Here is a 24,295-nt window from a genome sequence, read left to right as displayed (position 1 = left end):
GTGGCAACGTTTTCCTTGTAAAGATTAACCTTTATTTTTCCGAATGTTCAAAATACATTGTTTTTCAGATTTTTTACTCATATAATTTCATCTAAACACAATTTTTGAGGGGTGGACAGTACTATGAAAGAAATTCAAGTTGGGTTATTAGGTCTTGGGACAGTGGGTAGCGGTGTAGTTCGTATTATTACGGATCATCAAGAAAGACTCATACACCAAGTAGGTTGTCCAGTGAAGGTAACGAAAGTATTAGTGCAAAACATTGAGAAAGAGAGAGAGGTAGAGGTACCTTCTACTCTATTAACACAAGATGCAAATGAAATTTTAGATAATCCAAATATTGATGTTGTCATCGAAGTAATGGGTGGCATTGATGATGCAAAATTATATATTTTACAAGCTTTAAAAAGCGGAAAGCATGTTGTAACTGCAAATAAAGACTTAATGGCATTACATGGAGCTGAATTATTAGCGACAGCAAAAGATAATAAAACTGATCTCTTCTATGAAGCGAGTGTGGCAGGGGGAATTCCAATTCTACGCAGTATTGTAGAAGGACTTTCTTCAGATCTTATTACGAAAGTCATGGGAATTGTAAATGGAACGACAAATTTTATTTTGACGAAAATGTCAGACGAAGGGAGAGCATATAACGACGTGTTAAAAGAAGCCCAACAACTTGGATTTGCAGAAGCAGATCCAACATCAGATGTAGAAGGTTTAGATGCAGCAAGAAAAATGACGATTTTAGCTACTCTCGGTTTCTCTACAAATGTAGAGCTTGGAGATGTGAAAGTAAAGGGAATTACCTCTATTACAGAGGAAGATATTGAATACAGTAAGAGCTTAGGTTATACAATTAAATTAATCGGTCTTGCAAAACGAGATGGTGAAAAATTGGAGGTTACGGTTGAACCAACTTTACTTCCAAATACACATCCTCTTGCGGCAGTACAAAATGAATATAACGCTGTGTATGTGTACGGTGAAGCAGTTGGGGAAACGATGTTTTATGGACCAGGGGCAGGAAGTTTACCGACAGCGACAGCTGTTGTTTCGGATTTAGTTGCTGTAATGCAAAATATTAGATTAGGGGTAACAGGAAATAGTGCTGTAGTCCCACAATATCAAAAAGTATTAAAAGAGCCAGACGAAATTGTCGTGAAAAAGTTTTTAAGACTGCATGTAAAAGACGAAATTGGTGTATTTGCAAAAATTACTTCATTGTTCTCTGAGCGCGGAGTTAGCTTTGAGAAAATTATTCAAATGCCGCTTGAAGAGAAAGGAAAGGCTGAAATTGTAATTGTAACGCATCGTGCGTCTCTTGCTGATTATGATTATATTCTACATACGTTGCAAGGGTATGAAGAAATAGATTGTTTGAAAGCGAACTATCGAATTGAAGGGGATGCTAAGTAGTATCTCTTACCATAAAACAGAAAGAGCCTATTAAGCAGCTTGCTTAATAGGCTCTTTTCTATTTAAAATCTGCGTACCAACTTGAATAAATGCTTGGATAATCCAGCCTGTTGTAAAGGATAAGATGATTGTTCCAAAATAGATGGGTCCATCTAATAAAAAGCTTAACGTTAAAAATAAAAAGGCTAATGAAATCTCTGTTCTTCTAAACGTCCATTTTTTCTTCTCAGCAACGGTTAAAACGAAAGCTTCTTGAGGCGCTGCGCAAAGGTTTGTAGAGACGTAAAGACCAATTCCAGCTCCAACGAATAGATTTCCGCAAATAAGTGTTATATATTTTGGAAGAGAGCGGATAGCGTCCATAATAGTTATAATGGAACCAATCCAATCAACAAAAAGAGAAATAAGAACCATCGTTACAATTGTACCGATTGTAATTTGTTTTTTATTCCAAAAGAGTACGATAAGTGTAAAGGCAAAGTTAATCATGAAAATCCAAAAACCAATACTTATCCCAAAATTTTGATATAGTGCAATAAAGAAGGAATCATAAGGGCTAAGTCCAAAGGAAGTAATTGTCGTCATCATATTAATACCGATGGCAAGAATGAGTAAACCGCCAATGAAAAATATATATTCTAATTTGAATCGAAGCATAGTTGTATATCCTTTCTAAATGTATTTGCTAGGAAAGGATATATTGTGGAAAGCTTACCAGGTCAAGAGAGAATTTTTGTGAGAAGGGGAAAGTGAGATGACAAATATAAGAAAGATTGCTGAACTTGCTGGAGTATCTGTTTCAACTGTTTCACGTGTACTAAATAATCATCCGTACGTAAATGAACAGAAACGAAAAGAAATTTTAGCGATTATAGAAGAATTAAATTACACGCAAAACGTGAATGCAATTCATTTAGTGAAAGGAAAAACGAATGTAATTGGCGTTTTATTGCCACACGTAAATGATCAATATTATAGCGCTATTATCGAGGGGATATCAAAAGAAACGGCAAAGAATAATTATAATATGATGCTTTGCCAGACAAATTATAGCGAAGAAAGAGAACTAGAAATTTTAAATATGTTAAAAATGAAAAAGCTTGATGGGGTTATTATTTGTTCTCGGGCAAATAGTAAGGAGAAGCTTGAAGAATATACGAAATTCGGCCCGATTGTTATGTGTGAAGAAATAGATTCAAAATGCATTTCAAGTGTCCATATTGATTACTACAAAGTATTTTCACGTGGGATGAAAAGCTTAATAGATGCCGGTCATACAAGTATTGGATATTGTATTGGAAGAAGTAATAGCGTTAATAGCCAAAGACGAAAGAAGGCGTATGAAGATTCGCTTCAACAGAGTATCGTAACACCGTTAGAGACCTGGAAATTTGAGGGGTGTTTTACAGTGGAAGATGGACGCAATGTAATTAGAGAATGGGCTCATATGTCAGTAAAACCGACGGCGTTCCTTGTATCTTGTAACCATATTGCAGCGGGGATGGTTACAGAAGCAAACAAACAAGGAATTCGTATTCCAGAGGATATTACGATTATTGGGTGTGATGATCAAGAGGTGGCAGATATATTGGGTATAACGACGATTTCGCATTCTAGTAAAAACGTTGGAGTGAAAGCATTTGAATTATTATATGAAAAGATTAATGAAGAGAAATTAGATGTGAAGCATATAGAGTTATTACCAGAGTTAGTAGATAGAGAAACGACATAATTGAGAAGGTGTGAAAATCGCTTTTCAAAATTTCGTTTGGTATAATTATGGACAATCTATGAGGGCTAAAAGGGGTTTTGATATGAGATCAAAAGTAGTAAAAGTAATTCTACTCATTACAATTGCATCTTTCTGTGTATTTGCATATGGCTTTGTTTCAGGTGTAAATGATGTATTAAATCCGAAAGCTTCAAATTTAATTAAAAAGACCGATGTAGTGGCGAAAGAGAAAAAGAAAACAGGAACGTTACAAATCGTTAGTTTAGGTGATTCATTAACGCGTGGCGTTGGTGATAAAGAAGGAATTGGCTATGTTGGGCGAATGAAAGAGGATTTACAAAAAGATTATAAGCAAAAAATTGCATTAACAAATTTAGCAGTTAGTGGTGCAAAAATGCCCGATTTATTAAAACAAATTGAAAGTAGTGGCGCTCAATATTCAATTAAGCAAGCAGATGTAATCGTGTTAACGATTGGTGGGAATGATTTGTTCCCAGGCTGGGAATCGCTTGGGAAAATAGATTTAGAGACGTATCGTCCTGATACAGAAACATTTCAAAATGAAGCAAAGAAAATTATAGAAGAAATTCGTAAATTAAATACAGATAGTCCGATTTTTTGGCTTGGTTTATACAATCCTTTTGAAGATGTAGAAGATTTAAAAGGGTCTTCAAACATTGTTGTGGACTGGAATGCATCTTTAGAGAAGCTAGCACTAAACGATAAAAATGTGTATATTACACCGACATTTGATTTATTCCAAAACCGTGGAAAAGATTTATTATACTCTGATCATTTTCATCCGAATGAAGTAGGTTATACGTATATGGCAGAACGTTTAGTTCAAAATGTTGTAAGTAAATTAAAACTAGAACAAGGAGGGGTAAAATGACGACGATACTTTCCGTACGAGACTTGAAGAAGGTAATTGGAAAGAAGACTCTTGTAGAGAATATTTCCTTTGATGTAAAGCAAGGAGAAGTGTTCGGGTTCCTAGGACCAAATGGCGCTGGAAAGACGACTACCATTCGAATGTTAGTCGGATTAATTAAGGCAACAGAAGGTACAATTTCTATCGGTGGTTATTCGATTAAGGACAATTTCAGAGAAGCGATGCGTCAAATTGGTAGTATCGTTGAAAACCCAGAGTTGTATACATATTTAACGGGATGGGAAAATTTAAAGCAATTTGCTCGTATGTTAGGTGATATATCAGATGAACGTATTATTGAAATTGCTAAAATGGTTCATTTGGATGAAAGAATTCATGACAAGGTAAAAACGTACTCACTTGGTATGAAACAGCGCCTTGGAATTGCGCAGGCGCTCCTTGGGAATCCTAAATTACTTATATTAGATGAGCCAACGAATGGTTTAGATCCAGCTGGGATTAGAGAACTTAGGGAATTTATACATAAGCTTGTGAAAGAAGAAAATATGAGCGTGTTTATTTCAAGTCACTTGCTAAGTGAAGTGCAAATGATATGCGATCGCGTTGCTATTATTCATAAAGGAAAGATGATAACTGTTGCACCAATTGAAGAATTAATTAAAACAGCAAGTGATCGTGTAGAATGGATTGTTACACCAATTTCTAAGGCGAAAGATATGCTAGAAGCGGCCGAAGCAGTAAGAGAAGTGAGTGTAGAAGGCGAGCGATTATTATGCCGCATGGATATTGCATCTATAAGTAGTTGGAATAAACACTTTGTAGAAAATGAAATAGATGTACATAGCGTTAAGGAGCTTGTATTTACGCTAGAAGATTTATTTATTGAACTCACAAGGGGTGAGCAGCATGCGTGAATTTGCGAATCTAGTTTTAAATGAATCAGAAAAGATTTACCGTAAGAAACGTATTTTTGTTGTCATGCTTATTTTAGCAATCTTGATCCCGCTTTTTGTGTATGCGCAGTATCGTGAAATAGAAACGACACAAAAAAGACTCGGTACAACTGATTGGAAGGTTTCATTGCAACAGCAAATTGTTGATTCTCAGAATCGGTTGAACAATTCTAGATTGCCAGAAGAATGGCGTGATTGGTTAAAGGTAAGAGTTGAGCAACAACAATATTATTTAGATCATGATATTAACCCGATGGCGCCGGGTGCACCGACTTTTGTCAGAGCATTTATTGAACAAGGAATTACATTGTTTATTCCGCTTCTCGTAATGATTGTCGCCATTGATATCGTTTCAGGAGAACGAAGTGATGGGACGATGAAGATGTTACTTACGCGGCCGATTCGGCGCTGGAAAATACTCCTTAGTAAATACGTGACGATGTTATTTTTCATTTCGCTCATACTGTTTCTTGTAGGTTTGTTTGCTTACATATTATCAGGGCTTGTATTTGGGTACTCGGGATGGAATTTACCTGTTTTAACAGGATTCGTCATTGATAAGGAAACGTTAAATACGAACTTTGTGCATCTTATTCCGCAGTGGCAATACATCTTAATGGCTTATGGACTAGCCTGGTTTGTTGCTATTGTTGTCGGAACTATATCATTTATGGTCTCTGTTTTAATTCGTAATACACCAGCTGGTATGGGCGTTATGCTAGCTGCATTAATTGCAGGTGGTATCTTAAGCTCATTCGCAACATCTTGGGAAGGCGCGAAATATATTTTTAGCGTGAATTTATCATTAACGGATTATTTATCAGGAAAATTACCTGCATTACAAGGCTTATCAATGGGATTTTCTTTGATGAATTTAACTGTTTGGGCAGTTGTTTCTCTTATTATTTCGTTCTTAGTATTTACAAAACAGGATATGTTGAATTAATTGGAAAGGAAGTGAAAGCATGAAAAATGTTTTAAAAAATGATTGGGGACCATTATTGGCACCAGAATTCGAGAAAGAGTATTATCTTACTCTATCCAGTTTTTTGACAGAAGAATACAGCACGCATGTTGTTTATCCGAAGGTAGAAGATATTTTTAACGCTCTTCAGTATACAAGTTATGAAAATACAAAGGTTGTTATTTTAGGACAAGATCCGTATCATGGACCGAATCAAGCGCATGGTTTAAGCTTTTCTGTACAACCTGGTGTTAAAACACCACCATCATTGTTAAACATGTATAAGGAGCTTCGAGATGAATATGGTTATGAAATTCCGAATAACGGTTATTTAGTAAAATGGGCGGAGCAAGGAGTATTACTACTAAATACCGTATTAACAGTTCGTCAAAGTGAAGCAAATTCTCATAAGGGAAAAGGATGGGAGCACTTCACAGATCGTGTGATTCAACTGTTGAATGAACGTGAAAAGCCAGTTATTTTCATATTGTGGGGGCGCCATGCGCAGGCGAAGAAGAAGTTAATTACGAATCCGAATCATCATATTATCGAGTCTGTACATCCAAGTCCATTATCGGCAAGACGTGGTTTCTTTGGTAGTAAGCCATACTCTAAAGTAAATACGATTTTAGCTAATATGGGCGAAAGAGAAATTGATTGGGAAATTCCAAATTTATAAATAGAAAAGGTAGTTAACAGTCGTTAACTACCTTTTTATTATTATTGTTGCTCGTTCTTTAATTTTGCATCTAGTACAAAAGTACCGAATGGGATAACTGATGAAACGAATGCTCCAAGTGCCCATAAAATTGATTTACGGTGCACGATTGTTACTTGAATTACTGCAAAGATGAATAGAATAAATAGAACACCATGAGCCATGCCTGTAATTTTAACAGCTGTTGCAAATCCTGCGAAATATTTCAATGGCATTGCTACAAATAATAGTAATAGGAAAGAAATACCCTCAACTAGTCCAATTGCTCTTAATCGTCCGATTGGTGTAGATAACATAAAGTAGCCTCCTTTAACGTATGCTTGTATATAGTAAATTTGTATTCTTTTTCAAAATAAAATAGTCTATTTTGTTTCATTATATACAAAAAGAAAGTTTACACTACGAGAATAGTGCAAAGTTCAAAATATAGTCACAAAAGCATGAGAATTTAAATAAAAACCTATTTGAAGTATTTGACTTCAAATAGGTTTTGTGAATGAAAATATTAAACAAGTACATCCGTTTTTAAAACGAATTTCTCTACAACTTTTGCAACACCATCGTTCATATTTGTATCTGTTACGTAGTTTGCAATTTCTTTAATATCATCAGGTGCATTGCCCATTGCAACGCCAAGACCAGCAAATTCAATCATTGCTTGGTCGTTATAGCTATCGCCCATTGCGATAATTTCTTCACGCTTAATGCCAAGCTTTTGAATCAGTTTGTTTAAGCTCGTTCCTTTTGTAACACCGGCTTCGGTAAATTCTAAGAAGAATGGTTTCGAACGCATCACGCTTAATTGGCCTTCTAGTTGTTTTTGTAGTTTCTTTTCAACTTCAACAAGGCGTTCAGCTTCTTTATTCATTAATACTTTTACTACAGGCTCTTTAACTGCGGCTTTAAAGTCATCTACTACAACAATTGGCATACCAGTAATATCGCCCTCAATTTCAGTATAAGGATTATTTTCTTCCGTTACGATATCATCGCCCATATAAGTATGAATCCATACATCTTCAGTTTTACTAATTTCAAATAGATTGTGAACGATTTCAGGAGATAGCGTACTACTAAAGATTTCTTCGTTTGTTTTACAGTTAATAATTTTTGCGCCATTAAAAGATAGAATGAAACTGCCGTATTCTTCTAAACGAAGTTCTTTGGCTACATTGCGCATACCAAATGTTGGACGTCCAGAAGCAAGTACAACCTTTATCCCTTGCTCTTGTGCAGTCATTAATGCTTCTTTCGTACGAGGTGAAATAGTATGGTCATCACGTAATAAAGTATCATCTAAATCTAAAACAATCATTTTATAAGTCATATAGAAAATTCCTTTCTTTAATTGAAATCAAAATACATGTTCATGAAAATGTTGAGGAATAATAGTAAGACATCAAACCTCTTTGAAAAGAAGTAGATAAATTATTATGAGTGTGTTGCTCATAATATCGGTTAATAATCATTGGGGATGGATAAAACCCCAATGATTAAAGTTTGATTTTATCGTAACAACTCTAAAGGTAGAGTGCAATAATGGAAGTTTTCCAATTTACGATATTTGTTTTGCTGTGGAACGAGAAAATAGTATTTCTAGCAAGATTGCCATTACAGATCCAAGAACGAGACCGTTACTTAAAAACGATGCTAGAAATGGTGGAAGTGTGGAATATGCTCCTGCTGGAACAAACATAACTCCGACTCCTGTAAAGATTGAAAGACCGGCTACTTTAAATAATCGTTCTTTATCCTGGACAGTTTCGTATTCTCGAAAGGCGAGGCCGATCATGCTTGCGAATACAGGATAAATAGCGGCATAACCAACTGCAACAGGGATTGCTGCAAAGAATGAAGTGATCTTTGGAAATATACTAACGACAATAATAAAGCTTGACCCTAATATAAACGGGAGACGTTTATAAATATTAGTCGTTGCAATAAAACCTGCTGATCCAGAAATAGCGACAGGCCCAATAGCTGAAAACAGGCCGCCTAGCAATTGGTTGATTCCTGTTATAATGCCAGCTTGTTTAAAACGATCTGATGCCGCATTTTTTTCATATTTAGAGACAACCTTTTGAACAACGCGAATACTTGCTAACATATTTGTTAGAAGTAAGAGTGTAACGAAAATAACCGTAATTACCATGTTCCATTCAACACGAGGCATTCCGAAAACAAATAAGGATGGAAAACGGATTATGTCTGTCACTGGTGTTATTGGATTAGATAATCCGAAGTATGCGAATAATATCCAGCCGCATACGATACTGAAAAGAACAGAATATTGTCCAATAATAGGTAGCTTCATGATGAAAAAGGATAGTAAAATAACAATGAGTGAAAGAATAAATACGTTAGGTTGTACTTCTGTATGTTTTCCATCAAGGCCAAACATTCCCTTTAAGAAGGAGCCACTAAGCTGCGCGACAAGAAGAAATAAATATGTTCCAATGACTGTCGGTGTAAAATAGCGAACGAGTTTATCAATAAGTCCAAAAACGCTAAGAATAATACAAATAATACCGCTTAATAAGAAAGCGTATTGAAGAACTTTAAGTGTCTCATTGTTTGATCCAAATAATACGACGCCTAAACTTGCGTAAAGGGAGAAAATTCCCCACCAAAGGCCAGCAGGACCTTCTTGAATAGGAAGTTTATGCCCAAATATAGCTTGCAAGAGACCAGCAAAGCCTAGAACAAATAATGTTCTTTGTACGAATGCGATAGCTTCAGCGCCATCAAGACTATAACTAGTTGCGACACTAATTGGTACAATAAGGCTTCCAGCTAAAATAAATAGTGCCCATTGTAAGGCGGAAAGAAATGTCTTCATTATATCAACCTCTTTCATAGATTCCGTTTCTAGTATATACGTATTTTATTTCCACTGGCAAAGATTGTAGATAGAGAAAAGAGTTGAAATACGGTATGAATGCACGTAAGCAATTATGGATAGCAGTTATATGTATGACTTTTGTTGTAATTCTAGGAACGATAGGATTTATGACAATTGAAGAGATTAGTTTGTTTCAAGCATTTTGGATGACGGTGATTACTGTATTGACTGTTGGATACGGAGATGCTGTTCCTGTAACGCAAGCGGGGAAAGTATTTGCGCTCCTTATTATTCCTGTTGGCGTAGGTATTGTTACGTATGCAATTGGGGTAGTGGCAGCTATGATTATTGAAGGGAATTTATTTCATGCAGTGCGGAGGAAGAAGATGGATAAACAAATAGCGCAGTTGAAAAATCATATTATAGTATGTGGTTGCGGTAGAGTGGGGCTTCAAGTTGTACATGAATTGCAAGAAAAGAAAATTCCATTTGTTGTTGTCGATAAAGATGAAAGTGTATTAGAGAAGGGAAAGCTTTTGTATATACATGGAGATGCGACGGAGGATCAAGTTTTACATCATGCTGGAATTTCAAAAGCGGCTGGTTTAGTTGCTATCGTAGCAAATGATGCTGAAAATGTATTTATTACATTAACAGCAAGAGGATTAAACGATGCAATTAAAATTGTGGCGAGATCTGAAAAGCCAGAAACTGAAGAGAAATTAAGGCGTGCGGGTGCAAATAAAGTTATTAATCCATCCAGTATGGCAGGAATTCATATTGCAAAAGGTATTGCGAATCCATTAACAGTTCATTATATTGATACAGTGCTGTATGGGATAGAACAGTCATTTGTCATTGAAGAAATTTTAGTTGGAAAAGATTCAATATTAGTTGGTAAATCGTTACTAGAGAGTGATGTGAGGAATCAGTTTGATGTAACGATATTAGCGATTTTGAGAAATGGGGATATTATACATAATCCAACGGGGCAGGAAAAACTGCAAGAACATGATATGATAATAGTATTTGGTTTAGTAGAGAAGCTGAAGCAATTTGAGAAAGAACTACAAAGTACGAGGTGATAAGGAATGCAAATATCGAGCGATAAGATTTTAAATAAAATGGCGAATGAAATTGCAAAGGCAAAAAGTAGTGAAGGACAAAAATCAAAAGATCATTTATTAGTTGTGCGTGCTTTATGCGATTTACTATTAGATGAACAGGTTGAATCTTCTACGTATAGGGAGCCGCAAATTCAATCGCAAGTAATTGGATCGCAGCCTATAAAGACAGTTCAACCAGTTATGCCAGTTTCTGGAGAACCTGTGTATATTAAAGAAGAAGGTGCAAATGGTAATTCTTTATTTGATTTTTAAGGATTAAATCGTTTGGCTTATATGAAAAAATTGCTTATGATAAAAGTAAAAAAGGGGAATTAAGATGAAAATTTTCTTTTTACTAGGTTGTATTGCAGCGGGGCTATCTGTTGCGTTAGGAGCCTTTGGAGCACATGGTTTAGAAAATAAAATTTCTGCGAAAATGTTAGAAGTTTGGAAAACAGGTGTTACATATCAAATGTTTCATGCAGGTGGACTATTCGTAGTTGCTTTATTGATGGATAAGGTTCAATCATCACTTTTAACTACTGCTGGTTGGTTTATGGTAGCTGGGATTATTATGTTTTCAGGCAGTTTGTATGCATTAAGTACGACAGGTATTAAGTTCTTTGGACCAATTACACCTCTTGGTGGCGTAGCGTTTATTGTAGCATGGATTTTAGTCGGAACTGCAGTTGTAAAAGGTTTATAAAAAAACAAAAGCTGGCATATGCCAGCTTTTTTTATGGTCTTGGAGCATAAGTTGCTTGTTGACTAGGTAAGTACGTAATTTCTTCGGGGAATTCCACATAATCTAAGTAAATCATTAATAGTAAATAACGTTTCCCTGATTGTGGCTCACTAATTACAATATGATCACGACCAGCCGCTTCAATAATACCTGTATACGATTGTGTACCGAGTGAACTACCACGTTCATACGTCATTACAACTGTGGCTTGCTTGCCCTTGTTCAAGCGGAGAATATTTTCAATATACGACTGTTCTAATGGTAACATGCCTTGAGAAACAGCATATTGAGCTTGCGCAGCTTGTTGTTGCATCGCTTGCTGTTGCTGTTGTTGTGGGGTCATTTGTTGCGGTTGTACATAAGTTCCAGATGGTTGATAAAATCCAGTTCCGTAATACGGGTTTTGTTGCTGTGCCATTCAAAAATCCCTCCTTATTATCAATCCTTAATAAACGCTAGGACAATCTTCGCCAGATGGCTGGAAGAAGCAGTGCTTTTTGAAGCGACCAGAGTTTTGTTGATTATACCAAGTTGATGGACAAGGGCCTTCAGGTCTAAAAAACCATAAGGCAAAATTTGCAGGCCAAAAGCGTTGTCCCTGAATCGTTCGCCTTGCTAAAGCAATATCTTGTTCCCTTGCACGTTGATAAAAATATCCTTTTTGCGTTGCCTCAAAACCACCAGGGTTTTGATAAACCATTTGACGTAAATTACGTATTTTTTTAAAATCTAAACAATTTCCGCGGACACGATTTACCCCAACGTTTCCGACCATCAACATCCCCTGTTGACCTTCTCCTTCAGCTTCAGCACGCATCAGTCTAGCTAATAACTTTACATCTTCTTCGTTATACGCGATAACGCCCATTATGTGTCACCTCTCTTTTTGGAATCCCTTGTGGAAAGAGGTTTATCACGCATTAACGGGCAGTAAGACTCCCACCTTAAAATTGGGCTGGAGCAAAGAAGGTGGGTGGGAGATCAAACTGCCCGTAAAAGCCCGATTGGTTCAACTAATAATCAGTGGGGATGAACAAAACCCCCACTGATTAAAGTTTCACTTTATCTCTAGATGAAGTGTGTAACAATTACTAGTTCATACGTATGAGGAAAAGGACTCAGATATGACAACCAAACGAAGTTTTACATGGAGAGAAGAAAATAAAAAAAGCTAGCGTGAGCTAGCTTTTCATCATTATTAAAATACTTTAGACCATAAGTTTGAGAAGAAATCTCCAATAGAGCGCATTGTTAGCATAAACCAATTTGCTTTTTCAACTTCCCCTGTCGTTTTTGCAGTAGCTTTCATACTTTTACTACCGTCTAAGAAACCATATTTATCAGTTGATTCTAAAGTAATTGAGCCTACTTTGGTATCTTTCTTAACAGGAGCAACTAAATGTCCATCTTCAGCAAGGGATTTATCTAATTCAGTCCCAATTTTATAAGGCTCTTTGCTACCTTTTTTCGCAATTACTGTTATTTCTTTTTCGGGTGCAACAGTTACTTGGTCTTCTTTCCCTTTTACTACAGAGATTGTATTGTTTTTAATAACTTTTAATTTTTGTTTTTCAAAGTTATTAAATCCATATTCGATTAATTCACGAGATTCTGTGAAGCGTTCATCCATTGATTTTGTTTTAATAATAACCGAGATAAGACGAACATCACCACGTTTCGCTGTAATAGTGAACCCATATCCAGCGGTATCAGAACTACCAGTTTTTAAACCGTCCGTTCCATCATAAGAGAAGGCAGCGCCTGGTAACATCCAGTTCCAGTTTTCCATACGAATCGGTTTTGGATGATTGTCTGGGAAGTTTCTAAATCTTTGTTTTGTATCCTCTAGCATTTCTGGATACTTTGTAATAATCGTTTTTGCAAGAATACCCATATCGCGAGCTGACATGGAGTTTTCTCCAGTCGGATCTGTTCCTTCAGGATGTTTTCCTTTTAAGTCAGCATTATTTAACCCGGTAGAGTTTACAAATTTATATTTCTTTAATCCTAGCTTTTTAGCATGTTCATTTGCAAGATTTAAGAAGTTTTTCTCACTTCCTGCAAGAAGTTCTGCTAAAGCGATACTAGATCCATTTGCAGAGAATATAACAATAGAATGATATAATTCTTTTACAGTATATTGACGTCCTTTTTCGAACGGTACATTAGAGAATTCATTATTACGAGAGACTTCATAAGCGTAATCAGAAATATTTACTTTCGTATCCCATGTGATTTTTCCTTCTTTAATTGCTTCTAAAACAGCGTAAACAACAATTAATTTTGACATACTAGCAATAGCTAGCAATTCATCTGGATTTTGCTCGTGAAGTATTTTTCCTGTATCTGCATCAAATAAAAGTGCAGCAGCTGCCTCAATATGTATTTTTTCTTCTGCATGGGATGTTGTTACTCCTGAGGAAGAAATTGACAATACAAACAATAGTAAAATAGACAAGATTTTTTTCATATAGATTATCACCTTCGCATCGTTATTTAGCATATAGCTCGTATCATTTTAGCATATCTTTATATATAAAAAGGTTACAATTTTACAAGAAATTTGAAAAAATGTTGGTTTTTCTTCAAAAATGCAGAAAAAAGGAGATTTTTGAGGATAAATATAGAGAAGAATAAAAAAAGGAACGAATTTCGTTCCTTTTCACCATTTATATGTGTAAAAATTTCTCTACTTTTTCGTCTGGTAAAATGTTTCCAACGAAGAATGTTCCAAACTCACCATAACGAGCACTTACTTCATCGAAGCGCATTTCATATATAAGTTTTTTAAATTGAAGAACATCGTCAGCGAATAATGTTACGCCCCATTCGAAATCGTCGAATCCAACAGATCCTGAAATCACTTGGCGTACTTTACCTGCATATTGACGTCCAATTTTACTATGACTGTACATCATTTTTTTACGCTCTTCCATAGGAAGCATGTACCAGTTGTCATCACCTTGGCGACGCTTATCCATTGGATAGAAGCAAATATGATTTGCTTTCGGCAATTCAGGATATAAGCGAGCTAAAATTTGCGGGTTTTGGTATGGATCCTCATCAGCTGGAAGATAGTTGCTTAATTCAACAACAGATACGTAAGAATATGCAGGAACCATATATTCAGCTAAAGTTGTTTTATTCAATTCTGTCTCAATTTCATTTAACTCTTCCATTGTTGGACGTAAAATCATAAGCATAATATCAGCTTTTTGGCCAACAACTGTATACATTGCGTGACTACCTTTTTTCGCAGTAGCTACTTCGTTCCATTTTTCAACGACATTTAAAAATTCAGACACTGCTTGTCCGCGTTCGTCGCTAGATAATGTTTTCCATGCAGCCCAATCAATAGAACGTAAATCATGTAAACAATACCAGCCATCTAACGTTGTTGTTGCTTCACTCATTCTATTCACCTCAGTTAATGATAGTTTTACACGTTAACTATAGCATATATAGTTTTAAAATAATCTATATAAAACCTTGGCGCATAAAATTGTCACATTTAAGAGTTTAAGTAAGGTGAATTTCCTGGCTGAATTTTATGAAAATATAATCATTTTTATTTTATCTATTTTTTGGGAGCTATAAGTTTAAAATATAGAAGAAAAGCAGTATTCTTAAAGATAGAGTTTTTTAACATATGTAGGAGGGTTTATTCGTGAGCAACTTATTTACAACAGTAAAAGAAAAAGTTCAAGGAAAAGGCATTTCTATCGTACTTCCTGAAGGAACTGATGAAAGAATTTTAGGCGCTGCAGAGCGTTTGGCAAAAGAAGAGTTAGTAAAACCAATCTTAGTTGGTAATAAGGAAGAAATTAGCGCAAAAGCTGCTAGCATGAATTTAACATTAGCAGGCGTTGATATTTATGACCCAGCTACATATGAAGAAATGGATGCAATGGTAGCATCTTTCGTTGAACGCCGTAAAGGTAAAGCAACTGAAGAAGACGCTCGCAAAATCCTTAAAGACGAAAACTACTTCGGTACAATGCTTGTATACATGGGCAAAGCACACGGTTTAGTAAGTGGTGCAGCTCACTCTACAGCTGATACAGTTCGTCCAGCACTTCAAATCATTAAAACAAAACCAGGCGTTACAAAAACTTCTGGCGTATTCATCATGGTACGTGAAGAAGAGAAATATGTATTCGCTGATTGCGCAATTAACATTGCACCAAACAGCCAAGATTTAGCTGAAATTGGTATCGAGAGTGCAAAAACTGCTGAATTATTCGGTATTGACCCACGCGTTGCTATGTTAAGCTTCTCTACAAAAGGTTCTGCGAAATCTCCAGAAACAGAAAAAGTTGTAGAAGCAACTCGCATTGCAAAAGAAATGGCTCCAGAATTAACTTTAGATGGAGAATTCCAATTCGATGCTGCATTCGTACCATCTGTAGCTGAGAAAAAAGCTCCAGGTTCTACAATTCAAGGTGATGCTAACGTATTCGTATTCCCAAGCTTAGAAGCTGGTAATATCGGTTACAAAATCGCTCAACGTTTAGGTAACTTCGAAGCAGTAGGACCAATCTTACAAGGTTTAAACATGCCTGTAAATGACCTATCTCGTGGATGTAACGAAGAAGAAGTGTACAAGTTAGCTTTAATTACAGCAGCTCAAGCACTTTAATTCTATAATGAATTGAAATAAAGACCGTCGCTATTATAGCGACGGTCTTTATTTTTCTAAGCCAAGTGCTTTATTGTTACGATCAATAATCCGTTGTAAATTCGTCTCATATAAAGGTATTTCATCTATTGTTAATTGAGATGGTGTTAACTTTGGAGCGAATTGCTGCAATGTTTTTAAAAGGCGCATCATTAAATCTTGTACTGTAATGGTTTCGCCAAGTAATTCTGAAAGTGAAGCCATCGTACTCGGTACAATTTCAGGATACGTAAAGCGTGTTTCTTCTCCTTGAATGGCTAGGTTATAGAAATCACGAACGAGTGCGGCACGCTCAGAGCCACTTCCTGTAGCACAAAGATAAATTTGGACAGCGACACCCCCGCGAATACGGCGCTGTGAAATGCCAGCGAATTTTTGATCGCGAATACTTAAGTCATAGCTACCAGGACAGTAAGAACCTACAATTTCTTTTGCCTCGATTGTAACATCATAGTCGTGTAACATCTCCTGAATTAAGTGCCACATCGTATCGTATCCAAGATCAATATCAATCCCTTTTTCCGTCTCTTGGAATAAAAGTGATACGTTTAGAACACCTTCATCAAGTACGACTGCAAGTCCACCGGAATTACGAACGATAACATTGAAGTTGTTTTCTTTTAAAAAGGAAATCCCTTCCTCTAAGTGTGGTAGGCGTGAATCTTGAATGCCAAGAACAATTGTATTGTGATGAACCCAAGAACGCATTGTTGCAGCTGATTGACCATTTCCGATACTTGTACATAACGTGTCATCCATTGCGAATGACTGTAATGCATGGAATGTTGGTCCTAAACTAGACTGATCTACAATACGCCACTCTGGCTGAGATAAAATGGAACGGGAATTGCTCATATAACTAACCCCTTATCTTTAAAATGACAATCTCTATTATACCAAAAAAATGAAGAATGGAGTTTTCTCATATATAAAGGGGAGGTTTAGGTGTGAAAGAACAAAAAGGATGCATTACATGCATCCTTTTTATTCTGCAATTTTTTCTAAATTACCGTTTCGATCCATTCGGAAAGATGTTTGAGAACGTTCTTCGTCATCCATGACTGCCAACTTACGAGCTCGGTTCATAATGTTCATAAGTGTTTCGTAATCTTCTTGTACAGTATGAGATTGCTTTTCTAATTTTTCTAGTTTCTTTTCTAGTTCTTCATTTCGAAGGATTTGTGCTTTAATTTCTTGTTTCAATCTCGTATTCTCGTTTTCAAGAGCTGTTACTTTTATATTTGAGGATCCAACTGTTTGTAAGAAATAAATAACATCTTGCATTGTCATAGAGCTTTTTGCAACAGGAACGGTAGATTCTTGATATGGAATAGCCTCTTTATATTGTACAATTGATTCCTCTTGTACGAATTCTTCATAATCAGTTATCGAATCTGAAGCTGGTGGTGTATAAAGTAAACGTTTTTTCGCTTGCTCACCGCTTGCAGCGCGCATTTTATCTTTACGATGTTTTTTTGCTAGTTGAAGAGCTTGTTCATAGCTATAGCGAACGACAGCATTCCAGCGGAAACCACAGGCAGCGGATGTACGATTTAACTGGTCCCCTACTTCCTCAAATGCATTTAATTGCGTACTTCCTTCTCGAACATGACGAAGTACCGTTTCAGCAAGTAATAAATCATCCTCATCTGTCCAAGCATCTTGTCTTACTTTCATAGATTCAACTCCCTTTCTTTTTATGAACTTCCTATTTTTATAATGGGCAAAAAAATAAACTTTTATACAAAGCTTTTAAAAATATGGTAGATTTCGATGAAAGGTAAAAATTTTCCCATGAATGGTGAGCGCTTCTGTAGGAGAGCATATAAATATGTAGCATTATGTAGAGAATAGGCCCTGTAGGGAAACTTGCAACGAGCTTCAAAGAACGGTAAAATACCATTTAGTGTTTATTTTTAAATGTACTTGAGAAAAGTTTAAAATAGAGGAAGTGTTATATAATGGGAAACGAATTTCGCGTGTGCGATGACTGTCAGGCAACGAACGTTAAAACGTTAGTTCCGAAGTTAAAAAAAGTAGATTCATGTGCAACGATTGAAGTTGGATGTCAGTCTTACTGTGGTCCTGGTCGTAAAAAATCATTCGCATTTGTAAATAACCGTCCAGTTGCGGCTCCAACAGAAGATGAGTTAATCGTAAAAATTGAAGCAAAGTTAAATAAGTAAGAAAAAGAAGAGTGAAAAGATTACTCTTCTTTTTTATGCCCATAGGAGGAACGATTTATTCTGCGAAAGTGCTCTTGTGTGGACGAACGTTTTCTAAAGGATGGATATAACTTTTGTATTAAAGTTCTAATTTATATAAATTTGTATTTCAAAATAATGGTTGACAGTCTTTTAAAGCGATAGGTAGAATAGAAGTGTCTGATTCTGAGAATCATTATCAGGAAAATAACAATTCACCTAATTTTTTTATTACTATTTGAGAATAAATTTCATTTTAATAAATATATGTTGTTGGTTAGGATGGTTGAGGGATGGAAGCGAGCGCAAGCAGTATAGAACAGCAAGAAGAGAATGTTAAAGAGATTAAGAGCAGACCGCTCATTGCTTCTATTATTTTAGTAGCGGGTACAGTTTTGTTAGCTTTAAGCATGGCAGTTTCTATTTCTTTTGGGGCTGCAGATATTAGTTTAAAGACTGTATGGCAAGCTGTATTTCAGTTTGATGGATCTATTACACATCATAACGTAATTCAAGAGCTTCGCATGCCTAGAGCAATAGGGGGCGTAGTTGCAGGTGCCTTTTTAGCGGTATCAGGAGCAATTATGCAAGGCATGACGCGAAATCCACTTGCTTCACCATCGTTAATGGGGATTACAGATGGTGCAGTATTTGGAATTGCAATTATGTATGCATTTTTCCCTAATTCACCTTATTTAATGTTTGTTATTGCATCTTTTATTGGAGCTGCGTTTGGTGCAAGCATTGTATATGGAATTGGGTCTTCTTCACCAGGTGGATTAACACCTGTGAAATTAGCTTTAGCAGGTGCAGCTATTAGTGCTTTATTAGGGGCAATTTCATCTGGAATTGCATTGTATTTTAATCTTGCCCAAGAGGTGAGCATGTGGAATGCAGGCGGAGTTGCTGGAGTGAAATGGCAAAGTATTAATATGTTAGTGCCAATTGGCCTTGTTTGTCTTTTTATCGCAATTATGATGTCGAGATATATTACAATTTTGAGCTTCGGTGAAGAAATTGCGATTGGACTTGGTCAAAATACGACATTAATTAAATTTATCGGAACAGTACTTGTTCTTGTTTTAACGGGTTCCGCAGTTTCCATGGCAGGATCAGTTGGATTTGTTGGTCTTGTAATCCCGCATATGACTCGTTTCCTTGTAGGCTCGGACTATAGATGGGTTATTCCATGTTCTGCGGTCTTAGGCGGGCTGTTAATTGAATGTGCAGATATGTTATCTCGCGTTATTAACCCGCCATTTGAAACGCCAATTGGAGCAATTACAGCGCTAATTGGGGTTCCATTCTTCCTCTACTTAGCACGTAATGAAGGGAGAGGAAAGATGTGAGGACGAGTGTCTTAACAAAGAAGAACATTTCTATATTAACGATTTTAGTAGGACTAATCGTTTCTATATTTCTTATTAGTTTAAATACAGGAACTTTTAAAATACCGCCAATGGACGTATTAAAGTCATTGGTTGGAATAGGGGCTGAAGATCAGTCTGTTATTTTATTTGAATTCCGTATGCCGCGTATGGTGATTGCTATACTAGTCGGATCTGCTTTAGCTATGTCAGGAGCGATTTTGCAAGGTTTATCACGAAATCCGCTTGCTGATCCAGGTATTATAGGTATTAATGCTGGAGCGGGATTAACAGTTGTTATATTCGTCTACTTCTTCTTCGGGAAAGTAGGGACTGGTACATTTTTATCTGTATTCATTCTTCCATTCTTCGCACTAGTTGGAGCGATATTAGCAGCGGTAATTATTTATTTACTAGCATGGAAAGACGGCGTTTCATCGACTCGATTAATACTTGTCGGTATTGCCGTTGCAGCTGGATTTGGAGCTGTTAGTTTAATTTTCTCTATGAAAATGACATCTAACGATTTTCGTTTTGCTACGATTTGGCTGGCGGGAAGTCTGTGGGGTACAGATTGGAAATTCGTATTAAGTGTACTTCCATGGATGGTTATCTTCTTACCGCTTGCTATAAGTAAAGCACACATATTAAATGTAATGAATTTAGGCGACTCTACAGCTGTTGGTCTTGGTTTAAATGTAGAAAAGGAAAGACGTAAATTATTATTTATTGCAGTTTGCTTAGCTGGTGCATCTGTCGCTGTTGCCGGAGGAATTGGTTTTATCGGTTTAATGGCTCCGCATTTAGCGAGGCGCCTTGTTGGTGGTAAACATCAAATTATGCTGCCTACTGCTGCACTAATAGGGACGTTTTTACTTTTATTCGCAGACGTAATTTCAAGAAGTGTACTAACAACTTCAGAAATACCAGTCGGTCTTGTTATTTCTGTAATTGGTGCACCGTATTTCATTTATTTACTTATGAGGACAAAATAAAGGGAGGCTTTTCGTATGGCAACTTTAGCGGTGGATGCGGTATCTGTTGGCTATAATGAAGGTTTAATTATTGATGGATTAACAGTTGAAATTCCGGAAGGGAAAATTACAACAATTATTGGACCAAATGGTTGTGGGAAGTCCACATTATTAAAAACGGCGTCTCGTATTTTGAAGGCAAAGCAAGGTACTGTTTATCTTGACGGAAAAGCAATTGAGAAACAGCCAACGAAAGAAATTGCAAAGAAAATGGCGATTTTACCACAAACTGCAGAAGTGCCAACGGGTCTTACTGTATTTGAGCTTGTGTCATATGGAAGATTCCCTCATCAAAAAGGGTTTGGCACGTTGAAAGAAGAGGATTATCGCTACATTAACTGGGCACTTGAAGTGACAGGAATGAAAGAATTTGCGAATCGTCCAGCAGAAGCGCTATCAGGTGGTCAACGTCAACGTGTGTGGATCGCAATGGCCCTTGCACAAGGAACAGAATTACTTGTATTGGATGAACCAACAACGTACTTAGATATGGCTCATCAATTAGAAGTATTAAACTTATTGAAAAAATTAAATGAAGAAGAAGGTAGAACGATCGTTATGGTTATCCATGACTTAAACCACGCTTCTCGTTTCTCAGATCATATGATTGCATTAAAAGCAGGTAAGTTAATGAAACAAGGAACGCCAGATGAAGTTATGACAAGTGAAACACTTCGTAACGTATTTGAGATTGAAGCTCAAATCGTTCCTTGTCCAGTAAACTGTAAGCCAATTTGTTTAACATATGATTTAGCGATGATTAGTAATCAATTGCGTAAAAAAGCATAAGTAGGACCCCCTCGTGAAGAGGGGGACTTCTAATGGACGTTGAGCTTCTTATATAAGAATGGGAAGTTGAATGCCCGTTAGAATGGGTTATTAACAACAGTTAATATATATATATTAATTAATTGTTATCTTTGTTTCTTATAGTTCATTGTAACTTATAAGATAAATACAGCTAGAAGGAGTGGGAACATGAAGAATTTTAAAATGGCACTATTAGCAATGGTACTAGTTGTGACTTCTGTACTATTTGCAGCTTGTTCTAACAAAGAAGAAGAAAAGAAAGCAGATGCAAAGACTGAAGAGCGCACTGTAAAACATGCAAAAGGGGAAATTAAAATTCCTGCAAACCCAAAGAAAATTGCTGACCTTAGTGGTTCAACAGAAGAATTATTAATTTTCGGTATGAAACCGGTTATTACTGCTAATACATCTCAAGAAAAAATTGATGCACATATTGAAAAGAAACTAAAAGACGTTAAACCAGTTGGTTCTGCTTGGGGAGATAAAATTAACATCGAAGCAGTAGCTGCTGCAAAACCAGATTTAATTCTTGTAAATAATCGTCAAGAAAAGATTTATGATCAATTATCTAAAATTGCACCAACAGTTATGTTAAATACTCCATTAGATCAATGGCGTCCAAAATTCGAAGAAGTAGGCCAAATCTTCGGTAAAGAAAAAGAAACAAAAGAATGGTTTAAAAAGTATGATGAAAAAGCAAGCAAATTGCATGACAAAATTGTCGCTAAAACTGGTGAAGCAACATTCATGAAAATGGCTGCATATCCAAATGCTTTCCGCGTATACGGTGACTATGGTTACGGTAGTGTAATCTTTAATGATTTAAAACTACCAGCAGTTAAAGGTACACCAACTGATAAACCGTTAGTACAAGTACAAAAAGAAGCTTTAATCGATTACAACCCAGATTACTTATTCGTATTTACAACTGGTGACGGTTCTCAGCGCTTAAAAGAATTCCAAGAAGAATCAATTTGGAAAAACATGAACGCTGTTAAAAACAACCACGTATTTACAATTAAAAATGAGGACTTAAACAAAGGTTACTTCCCACTAGGTAAAGATATGATCTTAGACGAAGTTGCTGAATTCGTTTTAGGTAAATAATGTATAAAGGAAATCACTTTTACTTCGGTAAAGGTGATTTTTTCTTTTTATAAAGGGAATTAATACAGTCTTTCATTTCTTTCTGTTTCTCATTTCGTTTATAATATAAAGTAAGAATGTAGTAAAGAAAGGGGGATGTCGGAAAGTGGTATATTTAAACGACAAACTCAGCGAAACAAAAGTGTTTAAAGACCCAGTACATAAATATGTGCACGTGCGTGATCGTGTTATTTGGGATTTAATCGGAACGAAAGAATTTCAACGCTTGCGCCGTATTAAGCAGCTTGGAACGACATTTTTTACATTTCACGGTGCAGAGCATAGTCGCTTTACTCATTCGTTAGGTGTATACGAAATTATTCGTCGTATGATTGATGATGTGTTTGATGGCAGACCAAATTGGAATGCTGAAGATAGATTGTTATGTTTATGTGCGGCATTACTTCATGATGTCGGCCACGGCCCATTTTCTCACTCGTTTGAAAAAGTATTTTCATTAGATCATGAGAAATTTACGCAAAAGATTATTGTGGGCAATACGGAGATTAATGATGTATTAAGTCGTGTTGATAAGGAGTTTCCACAAAAGGTAGCAGATGTAATTGCAAAAACGTCTACTAATAAATTAGCGATTAGTATGATTTCGAGTCAAATTGATGCGGATCGTATGGATTATTTATTAAGAGATGCTTATTTTACAGGTGTAAAGTACGGAAACTTCGATATGGAACGTATACTGCGTGTAATGCGTCCGTATGGGAATCAAGTAGTCATTAAAAATAGTGGTATGCATGCTGTTGAGCATTACATTATGAGTCGTTATCAAATGTATTGGCAAGTATATTTCCACCCGGTAACGCGAAGTGCAGAAGTTATTTTAACGAAGATTTTACACCGTGCGAAATCACTGCACGAGAAGTATTACACATTTAAAAATCATCCTGTTCATTTCTATTCTTTATTTGAAGAAGAAGTAACAGTAGAGGATTATTTAAAGTTAGACGAGAACGTTATGTATTACTACTTCCAAGTATGGCAGGAAGAAGAAGATTCAATTTTAAGCGATTTATGTCGCCGTTTTATGAATCGAAATCTATTTAAATATGTAGAGTTTACAGATAAACACGGTTTAGATAATTGGATGGAATTAAGTAGTTTATTTAAAAAGATTGGACTTGATCCGGAGTATTATTTAGTAGTGGATTCAACATCAGACTTACCGTATGACTTTTATCGTGCAGGAGAAGAAGAAGAGCGTCTGCCGATCCTACTTCTTATGCCAAACGGAGAGCTTAGAGAGCTTTCACGTGAATCGGATATTGTTGAGGCGATTACAGGTAAGAAAAGAACGGATCAAAAGCTATTCTATCCACATGATTTAATCTATGAAGATGGAAGAAAAGGAAAATATAAAGAGAGAATTATTGAGTTGTTAGAAGGAAAGAAATAAGAAGCAGCTAATGGCTGCTTCTTATGAAAAAACTTGAGATTATTTGTCGCTTAAGCGTTTTCCGCCAACTGCATAATGGTTTTTAGACATTTCTTCGATGAAAACAACGATGTTTTCTTCAGGAGCACCAGTTGTTTCGCTTACTGCTGTTGTTACTTTCTCAGCAAGAGCTTTCTTTTGTTCTTCTGTGCGTCCTTCTAGCATTTTCACTGTTACGTATGGCATGTACAATCGCTCCTTTTATGTAAGTTACACTCTTATTATAGCGGATTAT

Annotated in this window: 27 protein-coding genes; 16 read left to right on the top strand and 11 right to left on the bottom strand. The window is 36.2% G+C overall.

Annotation, left to right across the window (positions count from 1 at the left end):
- Positions 1-123: 123 nt before the first annotated feature.
- Entirely contained in the window at positions 124-1,419 is a 1,296-nt protein-coding gene (locus tag C4S65_RS23950; RefSeq protein ID WP_086407121.1) for a homoserine dehydrogenase, read from the top strand.
- A 30-nt stretch (positions 1,420-1,449) separates the two neighbouring features.
- On the opposite strand, the gene C4S65_RS23945 is transcribed toward C4S65_RS23950, so the two are convergent.
- A complete protein-coding gene (locus tag C4S65_RS23945; RefSeq protein WP_000943409.1) occupies positions 1,450-2,076 on the bottom strand; it encodes a YitT family protein in 627 nt (208 codons plus the stop codon).
- A 97-nt stretch (positions 2,077-2,173) separates the two neighbouring features.
- Between C4S65_RS23945 and C4S65_RS23940 the strand changes: the two genes are divergently transcribed.
- The 5 genes from C4S65_RS23940 to C4S65_RS23920 are packed head-to-tail and all read left to right on the top strand — an operon-like array spanning position 2,174 to position 6,639.
- Complete coding sequence (locus C4S65_RS23940; protein WP_000181961.1) at positions 2,174-3,151, top strand: LacI family DNA-binding transcriptional regulator; 978 nt, start codon at positions 2,174-2,176, stop codon at positions 3,149-3,151.
- A gap of 10 nt (positions 3,152-3,161) precedes the next feature.
- The gene (locus C4S65_RS23935) at positions 3,162-4,043 is read left to right on the top strand and encodes an SGNH/GDSL hydrolase family protein (protein ID WP_116365991.1); all 882 of its coding nucleotides are present in this window, start codon (positions 3,162-3,164) and stop codon (positions 4,041-4,043) included.
- Positions 4,040-4,957 (top strand): ABC transporter ATP-binding protein, encoded by a 918-nt coding sequence (locus C4S65_RS23930; protein WP_000207711.1) that lies wholly within the window; start codon positions 4,040-4,042, stop codon positions 4,955-4,957. The genes C4S65_RS23935 and C4S65_RS23930 overlap by 4 nt, the downstream gene beginning before the upstream one ends.
- A complete protein-coding gene (locus C4S65_RS23925; RefSeq protein ID WP_001206475.1) occupies positions 4,950-5,942 on the top strand; it encodes an ABC transporter permease subunit in 993 nt (330 codons plus the stop codon). The genes C4S65_RS23930 and C4S65_RS23925 overlap by 8 nt, the downstream gene beginning before the upstream one ends.
- Before the next feature lie 19 nt (positions 5,943-5,961).
- The gene (locus tag C4S65_RS23920) at positions 5,962-6,639 is read left to right on the top strand and encodes a uracil-DNA glycosylase (protein WP_000800193.1); all 678 of its coding nucleotides are present in this window, start codon (positions 5,962-5,964) and stop codon (positions 6,637-6,639) included.
- A 41-nt stretch (positions 6,640-6,680) separates the two neighbouring features.
- Here the strand turns inward: C4S65_RS23920 and C4S65_RS23915 are convergent, their stop codons facing one another.
- From C4S65_RS23915 to C4S65_RS23905, 3 genes are all read right to left on the bottom strand, one after another.
- Positions 6,681-6,974, bottom strand: a complete 294-nt coding sequence (locus C4S65_RS23915) for a DUF3817 domain-containing protein (RefSeq protein ID WP_000953396.1) — start codon at positions 6,972-6,974, stop codon at positions 6,681-6,683.
- A gap of 209 nt (positions 6,975-7,183) precedes the next feature.
- Positions 7,184-8,005, bottom strand: coding sequence for a Cof-type HAD-IIB family hydrolase (locus C4S65_RS23910; RefSeq protein ID WP_061667924.1), 822 nt, complete (start codon positions 8,003-8,005; stop codon positions 7,184-7,186).
- A 228-nt stretch (positions 8,006-8,233) separates the two neighbouring features.
- Positions 8,234-9,517 (bottom strand): purine/pyrimidine permease, encoded by a 1,284-nt coding sequence (locus tag C4S65_RS23905; RefSeq protein ID WP_141551075.1) that lies wholly within the window; start codon positions 9,515-9,517, stop codon positions 8,234-8,236.
- A gap of 95 nt (positions 9,518-9,612) precedes the next feature.
- Between C4S65_RS23905 and C4S65_RS23900 the strand changes: the two genes are divergently transcribed.
- The 3 genes from C4S65_RS23900 (at position 9,613) to C4S65_RS23890 (ending at position 11,332) form a co-directional block, all read left to right on the top strand.
- Positions 9,613-10,605 (top strand): potassium channel protein, encoded by a 993-nt coding sequence (locus C4S65_RS23900; protein ID WP_141526962.1) that lies wholly within the window; start codon positions 9,613-9,615, stop codon positions 10,603-10,605.
- 6 nt (positions 10,606-10,611) lie between these two features.
- The gene (locus C4S65_RS23895; protein ID WP_001167339.1) at positions 10,612-10,899 is read left to right on the top strand and encodes a YwdI family protein; all 288 of its coding nucleotides are present in this window, start codon (positions 10,612-10,614) and stop codon (positions 10,897-10,899) included.
- Positions 10,900-10,963: 64 nt separating this feature from the next.
- Positions 10,964-11,332, top strand: a complete 369-nt coding sequence (locus tag C4S65_RS23890; RefSeq protein ID WP_097960105.1) for a DUF423 domain-containing protein — start codon at positions 10,964-10,966, stop codon at positions 11,330-11,332.
- Positions 11,333-11,363: 31 nt separating this feature from the next.
- On the opposite strand, the gene gerQ is transcribed toward C4S65_RS23890, so the two are convergent.
- The 4 genes from gerQ to hemQ all read right to left on the bottom strand — a co-directional run bounded on the left by gerQ (position 11,364) and on the right by hemQ (position 14,784).
- Positions 11,364-11,789, bottom strand: a complete 426-nt coding sequence (gerQ, locus tag C4S65_RS23885) for a spore coat protein GerQ (RefSeq protein WP_000068645.1) — start codon at positions 11,787-11,789, stop codon at positions 11,364-11,366.
- Positions 11,790-11,816: 27 nt separating this feature from the next.
- Positions 11,817-12,239, bottom strand: a complete 423-nt coding sequence (gene cwlJ / locus C4S65_RS23880) for a cell wall hydrolase CwlJ (RefSeq protein ID WP_000538161.1) — start codon at positions 12,237-12,239, stop codon at positions 11,817-11,819.
- A gap of 330 nt (positions 12,240-12,569) precedes the next feature.
- Positions 12,570-13,841, bottom strand: coding sequence for a serine hydrolase (locus C4S65_RS23875; protein WP_103945506.1), 1,272 nt, complete (start codon positions 13,839-13,841; stop codon positions 12,570-12,572).
- A gap of 199 nt (positions 13,842-14,040) precedes the next feature.
- Entirely contained in the window at positions 14,041-14,784 is a 744-nt protein-coding gene (gene hemQ / locus C4S65_RS23870; RefSeq protein ID WP_001287595.1) for a hydrogen peroxide-dependent heme synthase, read from the bottom strand.
- Between the two features lie 254 nt (positions 14,785-15,038).
- Between hemQ and pta the strand changes: the two genes are divergently transcribed.
- Positions 15,039-16,010 (top strand): phosphate acetyltransferase, encoded by a 972-nt coding sequence (pta, locus tag C4S65_RS23865; protein ID WP_000067216.1) that lies wholly within the window; start codon positions 15,039-15,041, stop codon positions 16,008-16,010.
- 48 nt (positions 16,011-16,058) lie between these two features.
- On the opposite strand, the gene C4S65_RS23860 is transcribed toward pta, so the two are convergent.
- Together C4S65_RS23860 and C4S65_RS23855 are read right to left on the bottom strand one after the other, a co-directional pair.
- Positions 16,059-16,904 carry a biotin/lipoate A/B protein ligase family protein gene (locus C4S65_RS23860; RefSeq protein ID WP_000071955.1) on the bottom strand — a complete coding sequence of 282 codons (846 nt, stop codon included), beginning with the start codon at positions 16,902-16,904 and terminating at the stop codon, positions 16,059-16,061.
- A gap of 129 nt (positions 16,905-17,033) precedes the next feature.
- Positions 17,034-17,726, bottom strand: a complete 693-nt coding sequence (locus C4S65_RS23855; protein WP_000868355.1) for an RsfA family transcriptional regulator — start codon at positions 17,724-17,726, stop codon at positions 17,034-17,036.
- Between the two features lie 284 nt (positions 17,727-18,010).
- Here C4S65_RS23855 and C4S65_RS23850 point away from each other — a divergent pair, with 284 nt between their 5' ends.
- From C4S65_RS23850 to C4S65_RS23825, 6 genes are all read left to right on the top strand, one after another.
- A complete protein-coding gene (locus C4S65_RS23850) occupies positions 18,011-18,235 on the top strand; it encodes a DUF1450 domain-containing protein (protein WP_000526079.1) in 225 nt (74 codons plus the stop codon).
- Positions 18,236-18,546: 311 nt separating this feature from the next.
- The gene (locus C4S65_RS23845; protein WP_000388296.1) at positions 18,547-19,602 is read left to right on the top strand and encodes an iron ABC transporter permease; all 1,056 of its coding nucleotides are present in this window, start codon (positions 18,547-18,549) and stop codon (positions 19,600-19,602) included.
- A complete protein-coding gene (locus tag C4S65_RS23840) occupies positions 19,599-20,615 on the top strand; it encodes an iron ABC transporter permease (RefSeq protein ID WP_001260753.1) in 1,017 nt (338 codons plus the stop codon). Before C4S65_RS23845 ends, C4S65_RS23840 begins: the two co-directional genes overlap by 4 nt.
- A 15-nt stretch (positions 20,616-20,630) precedes the next feature.
- Entirely contained in the window at positions 20,631-21,443 is an 813-nt protein-coding gene (locus tag C4S65_RS23835; RefSeq protein ID WP_000212068.1) for an ABC transporter ATP-binding protein, read from the top strand.
- A gap of 189 nt (positions 21,444-21,632) precedes the next feature.
- Entirely contained in the window at positions 21,633-22,571 is a 939-nt protein-coding gene (locus C4S65_RS23830) for an ABC transporter substrate-binding protein (RefSeq protein ID WP_000787724.1), read from the top strand.
- A 145-nt stretch (positions 22,572-22,716) separates the two neighbouring features.
- Positions 22,717-24,021, top strand: a complete 1,305-nt coding sequence (locus C4S65_RS23825; RefSeq protein WP_061667916.1) for an HD domain-containing protein — start codon at positions 22,717-22,719, stop codon at positions 24,019-24,021.
- 39 nt (positions 24,022-24,060) lie between these two features.
- On the opposite strand, the gene C4S65_RS23820 is transcribed toward C4S65_RS23825, so the two are convergent.
- Complete coding sequence (locus C4S65_RS23820; RefSeq protein ID WP_001147172.1) at positions 24,061-24,246, bottom strand: 2-hydroxymuconate tautomerase; 186 nt, start codon at positions 24,244-24,246, stop codon at positions 24,061-24,063.
- Positions 24,247-24,295 lie beyond the last annotated feature (49 nt).

It is taken from the genome of Bacillus sp. ok061 (assembly GCF_900108285.1).
Taxonomy (GTDB): domain Bacteria; phylum Bacillota; class Bacilli; order Bacillales; family Bacillaceae_G; genus Bacillus_A; species Bacillus_A thuringiensis_S.
Note: the sequence above shows the minus strand (reverse complement) of the source record. Positions and strands in the feature narration are given on the sequence as shown.

Coding starts and splice junctions, on each gene's coding strand:
- C4S65_RS23950 (WP_086407121.1), top strand. CDS start 124: ATGAAAGAAATTCAAGTTGGGTTATTAGGTCTTGGGACAGTGGGTAGC.
- C4S65_RS23945 (WP_000943409.1), bottom strand. CDS start 2,076: ATGCTTCGATTCAAATTAGAATATATATTTTTCATTGGCGGTTTACTC.
- C4S65_RS23940 (WP_000181961.1), top strand. CDS start 2,174: ATGACAAATATAAGAAAGATTGCTGAACTTGCTGGAGTATCTGTTTCA.
- C4S65_RS23930 (WP_000207711.1), top strand. CDS start 4,040: ATGACGACGATACTTTCCGTACGAGACTTGAAGAAGGTAATTGGAAAG.
- C4S65_RS23925 (WP_001206475.1), top strand. CDS start 4,950: ATGCGTGAATTTGCGAATCTAGTTTTAAATGAATCAGAAAAGATTTAC.
- C4S65_RS23920 (WP_000800193.1), top strand. CDS start 5,962: ATGAAAAATGTTTTAAAAAATGATTGGGGACCATTATTGGCACCAGAA.
- C4S65_RS23915 (WP_000953396.1), bottom strand. CDS start 6,974: ATGTTATCTACACCAATCGGACGATTAAGAGCAATTGGACTAGTTGAG.
- C4S65_RS23910 (WP_061667924.1), bottom strand. CDS start 8,005: ATGACTTATAAAATGATTGTTTTAGATTTAGATGATACTTTATTACGT.
- C4S65_RS23905 (WP_141551075.1), bottom strand. CDS start 9,517: ATGAAGACATTTCTTTCCGCCTTACAATGGGCACTATTTATTTTAGCT.
- C4S65_RS23900 (WP_141526962.1), top strand. CDS start 9,613: ATGAATGCACGTAAGCAATTATGGATAGCAGTTATATGTATGACTTTT.
- C4S65_RS23895 (WP_001167339.1), top strand. CDS start 10,612: ATGCAAATATCGAGCGATAAGATTTTAAATAAAATGGCGAATGAAATT.
- C4S65_RS23890 (WP_097960105.1), top strand. CDS start 10,964: ATGAAAATTTTCTTTTTACTAGGTTGTATTGCAGCGGGGCTATCTGTT.
- gerQ (WP_000068645.1), bottom strand. CDS start 11,789: ATGGCACAGCAACAAAACCCGTATTACGGAACTGGATTTTATCAACCA.
- cwlJ (WP_000538161.1), bottom strand. CDS start 12,239: ATGGGCGTTATCGCGTATAACGAAGAAGATGTAAAGTTATTAGCTAGA.
- C4S65_RS23875 (WP_103945506.1), bottom strand. CDS start 13,841: ATGAAAAAAATCTTGTCTATTTTACTATTGTTTGTATTGTCAATTTCT.
- hemQ (WP_001287595.1), bottom strand. CDS start 14,784: ATGAGTGAAGCAACAACAACGTTAGATGGCTGGTATTGTTTACATGAT.
- C4S65_RS23860 (WP_000071955.1), bottom strand. CDS start 16,904: ATGAGCAATTCCCGTTCCATTTTATCTCAGCCAGAGTGGCGTATTGTA.
- C4S65_RS23855 (WP_000868355.1), bottom strand. CDS start 17,726: ATGAAAGTAAGACAAGATGCTTGGACAGATGAGGATGATTTATTACTT.
- C4S65_RS23850 (WP_000526079.1), top strand. CDS start 18,011: ATGGGAAACGAATTTCGCGTGTGCGATGACTGTCAGGCAACGAACGTT.
- C4S65_RS23845 (WP_000388296.1), top strand. CDS start 18,547: ATGGAAGCGAGCGCAAGCAGTATAGAACAGCAAGAAGAGAATGTTAAA.
- C4S65_RS23835 (WP_000212068.1), top strand. CDS start 20,631: ATGGCAACTTTAGCGGTGGATGCGGTATCTGTTGGCTATAATGAAGGT.
- C4S65_RS23830 (WP_000787724.1), top strand. CDS start 21,633: ATGAAGAATTTTAAAATGGCACTATTAGCAATGGTACTAGTTGTGACT.
- C4S65_RS23820 (WP_001147172.1), bottom strand. CDS start 24,246: ATGCCATACGTAACAGTGAAAATGCTAGAAGGACGCACAGAAGAACAA.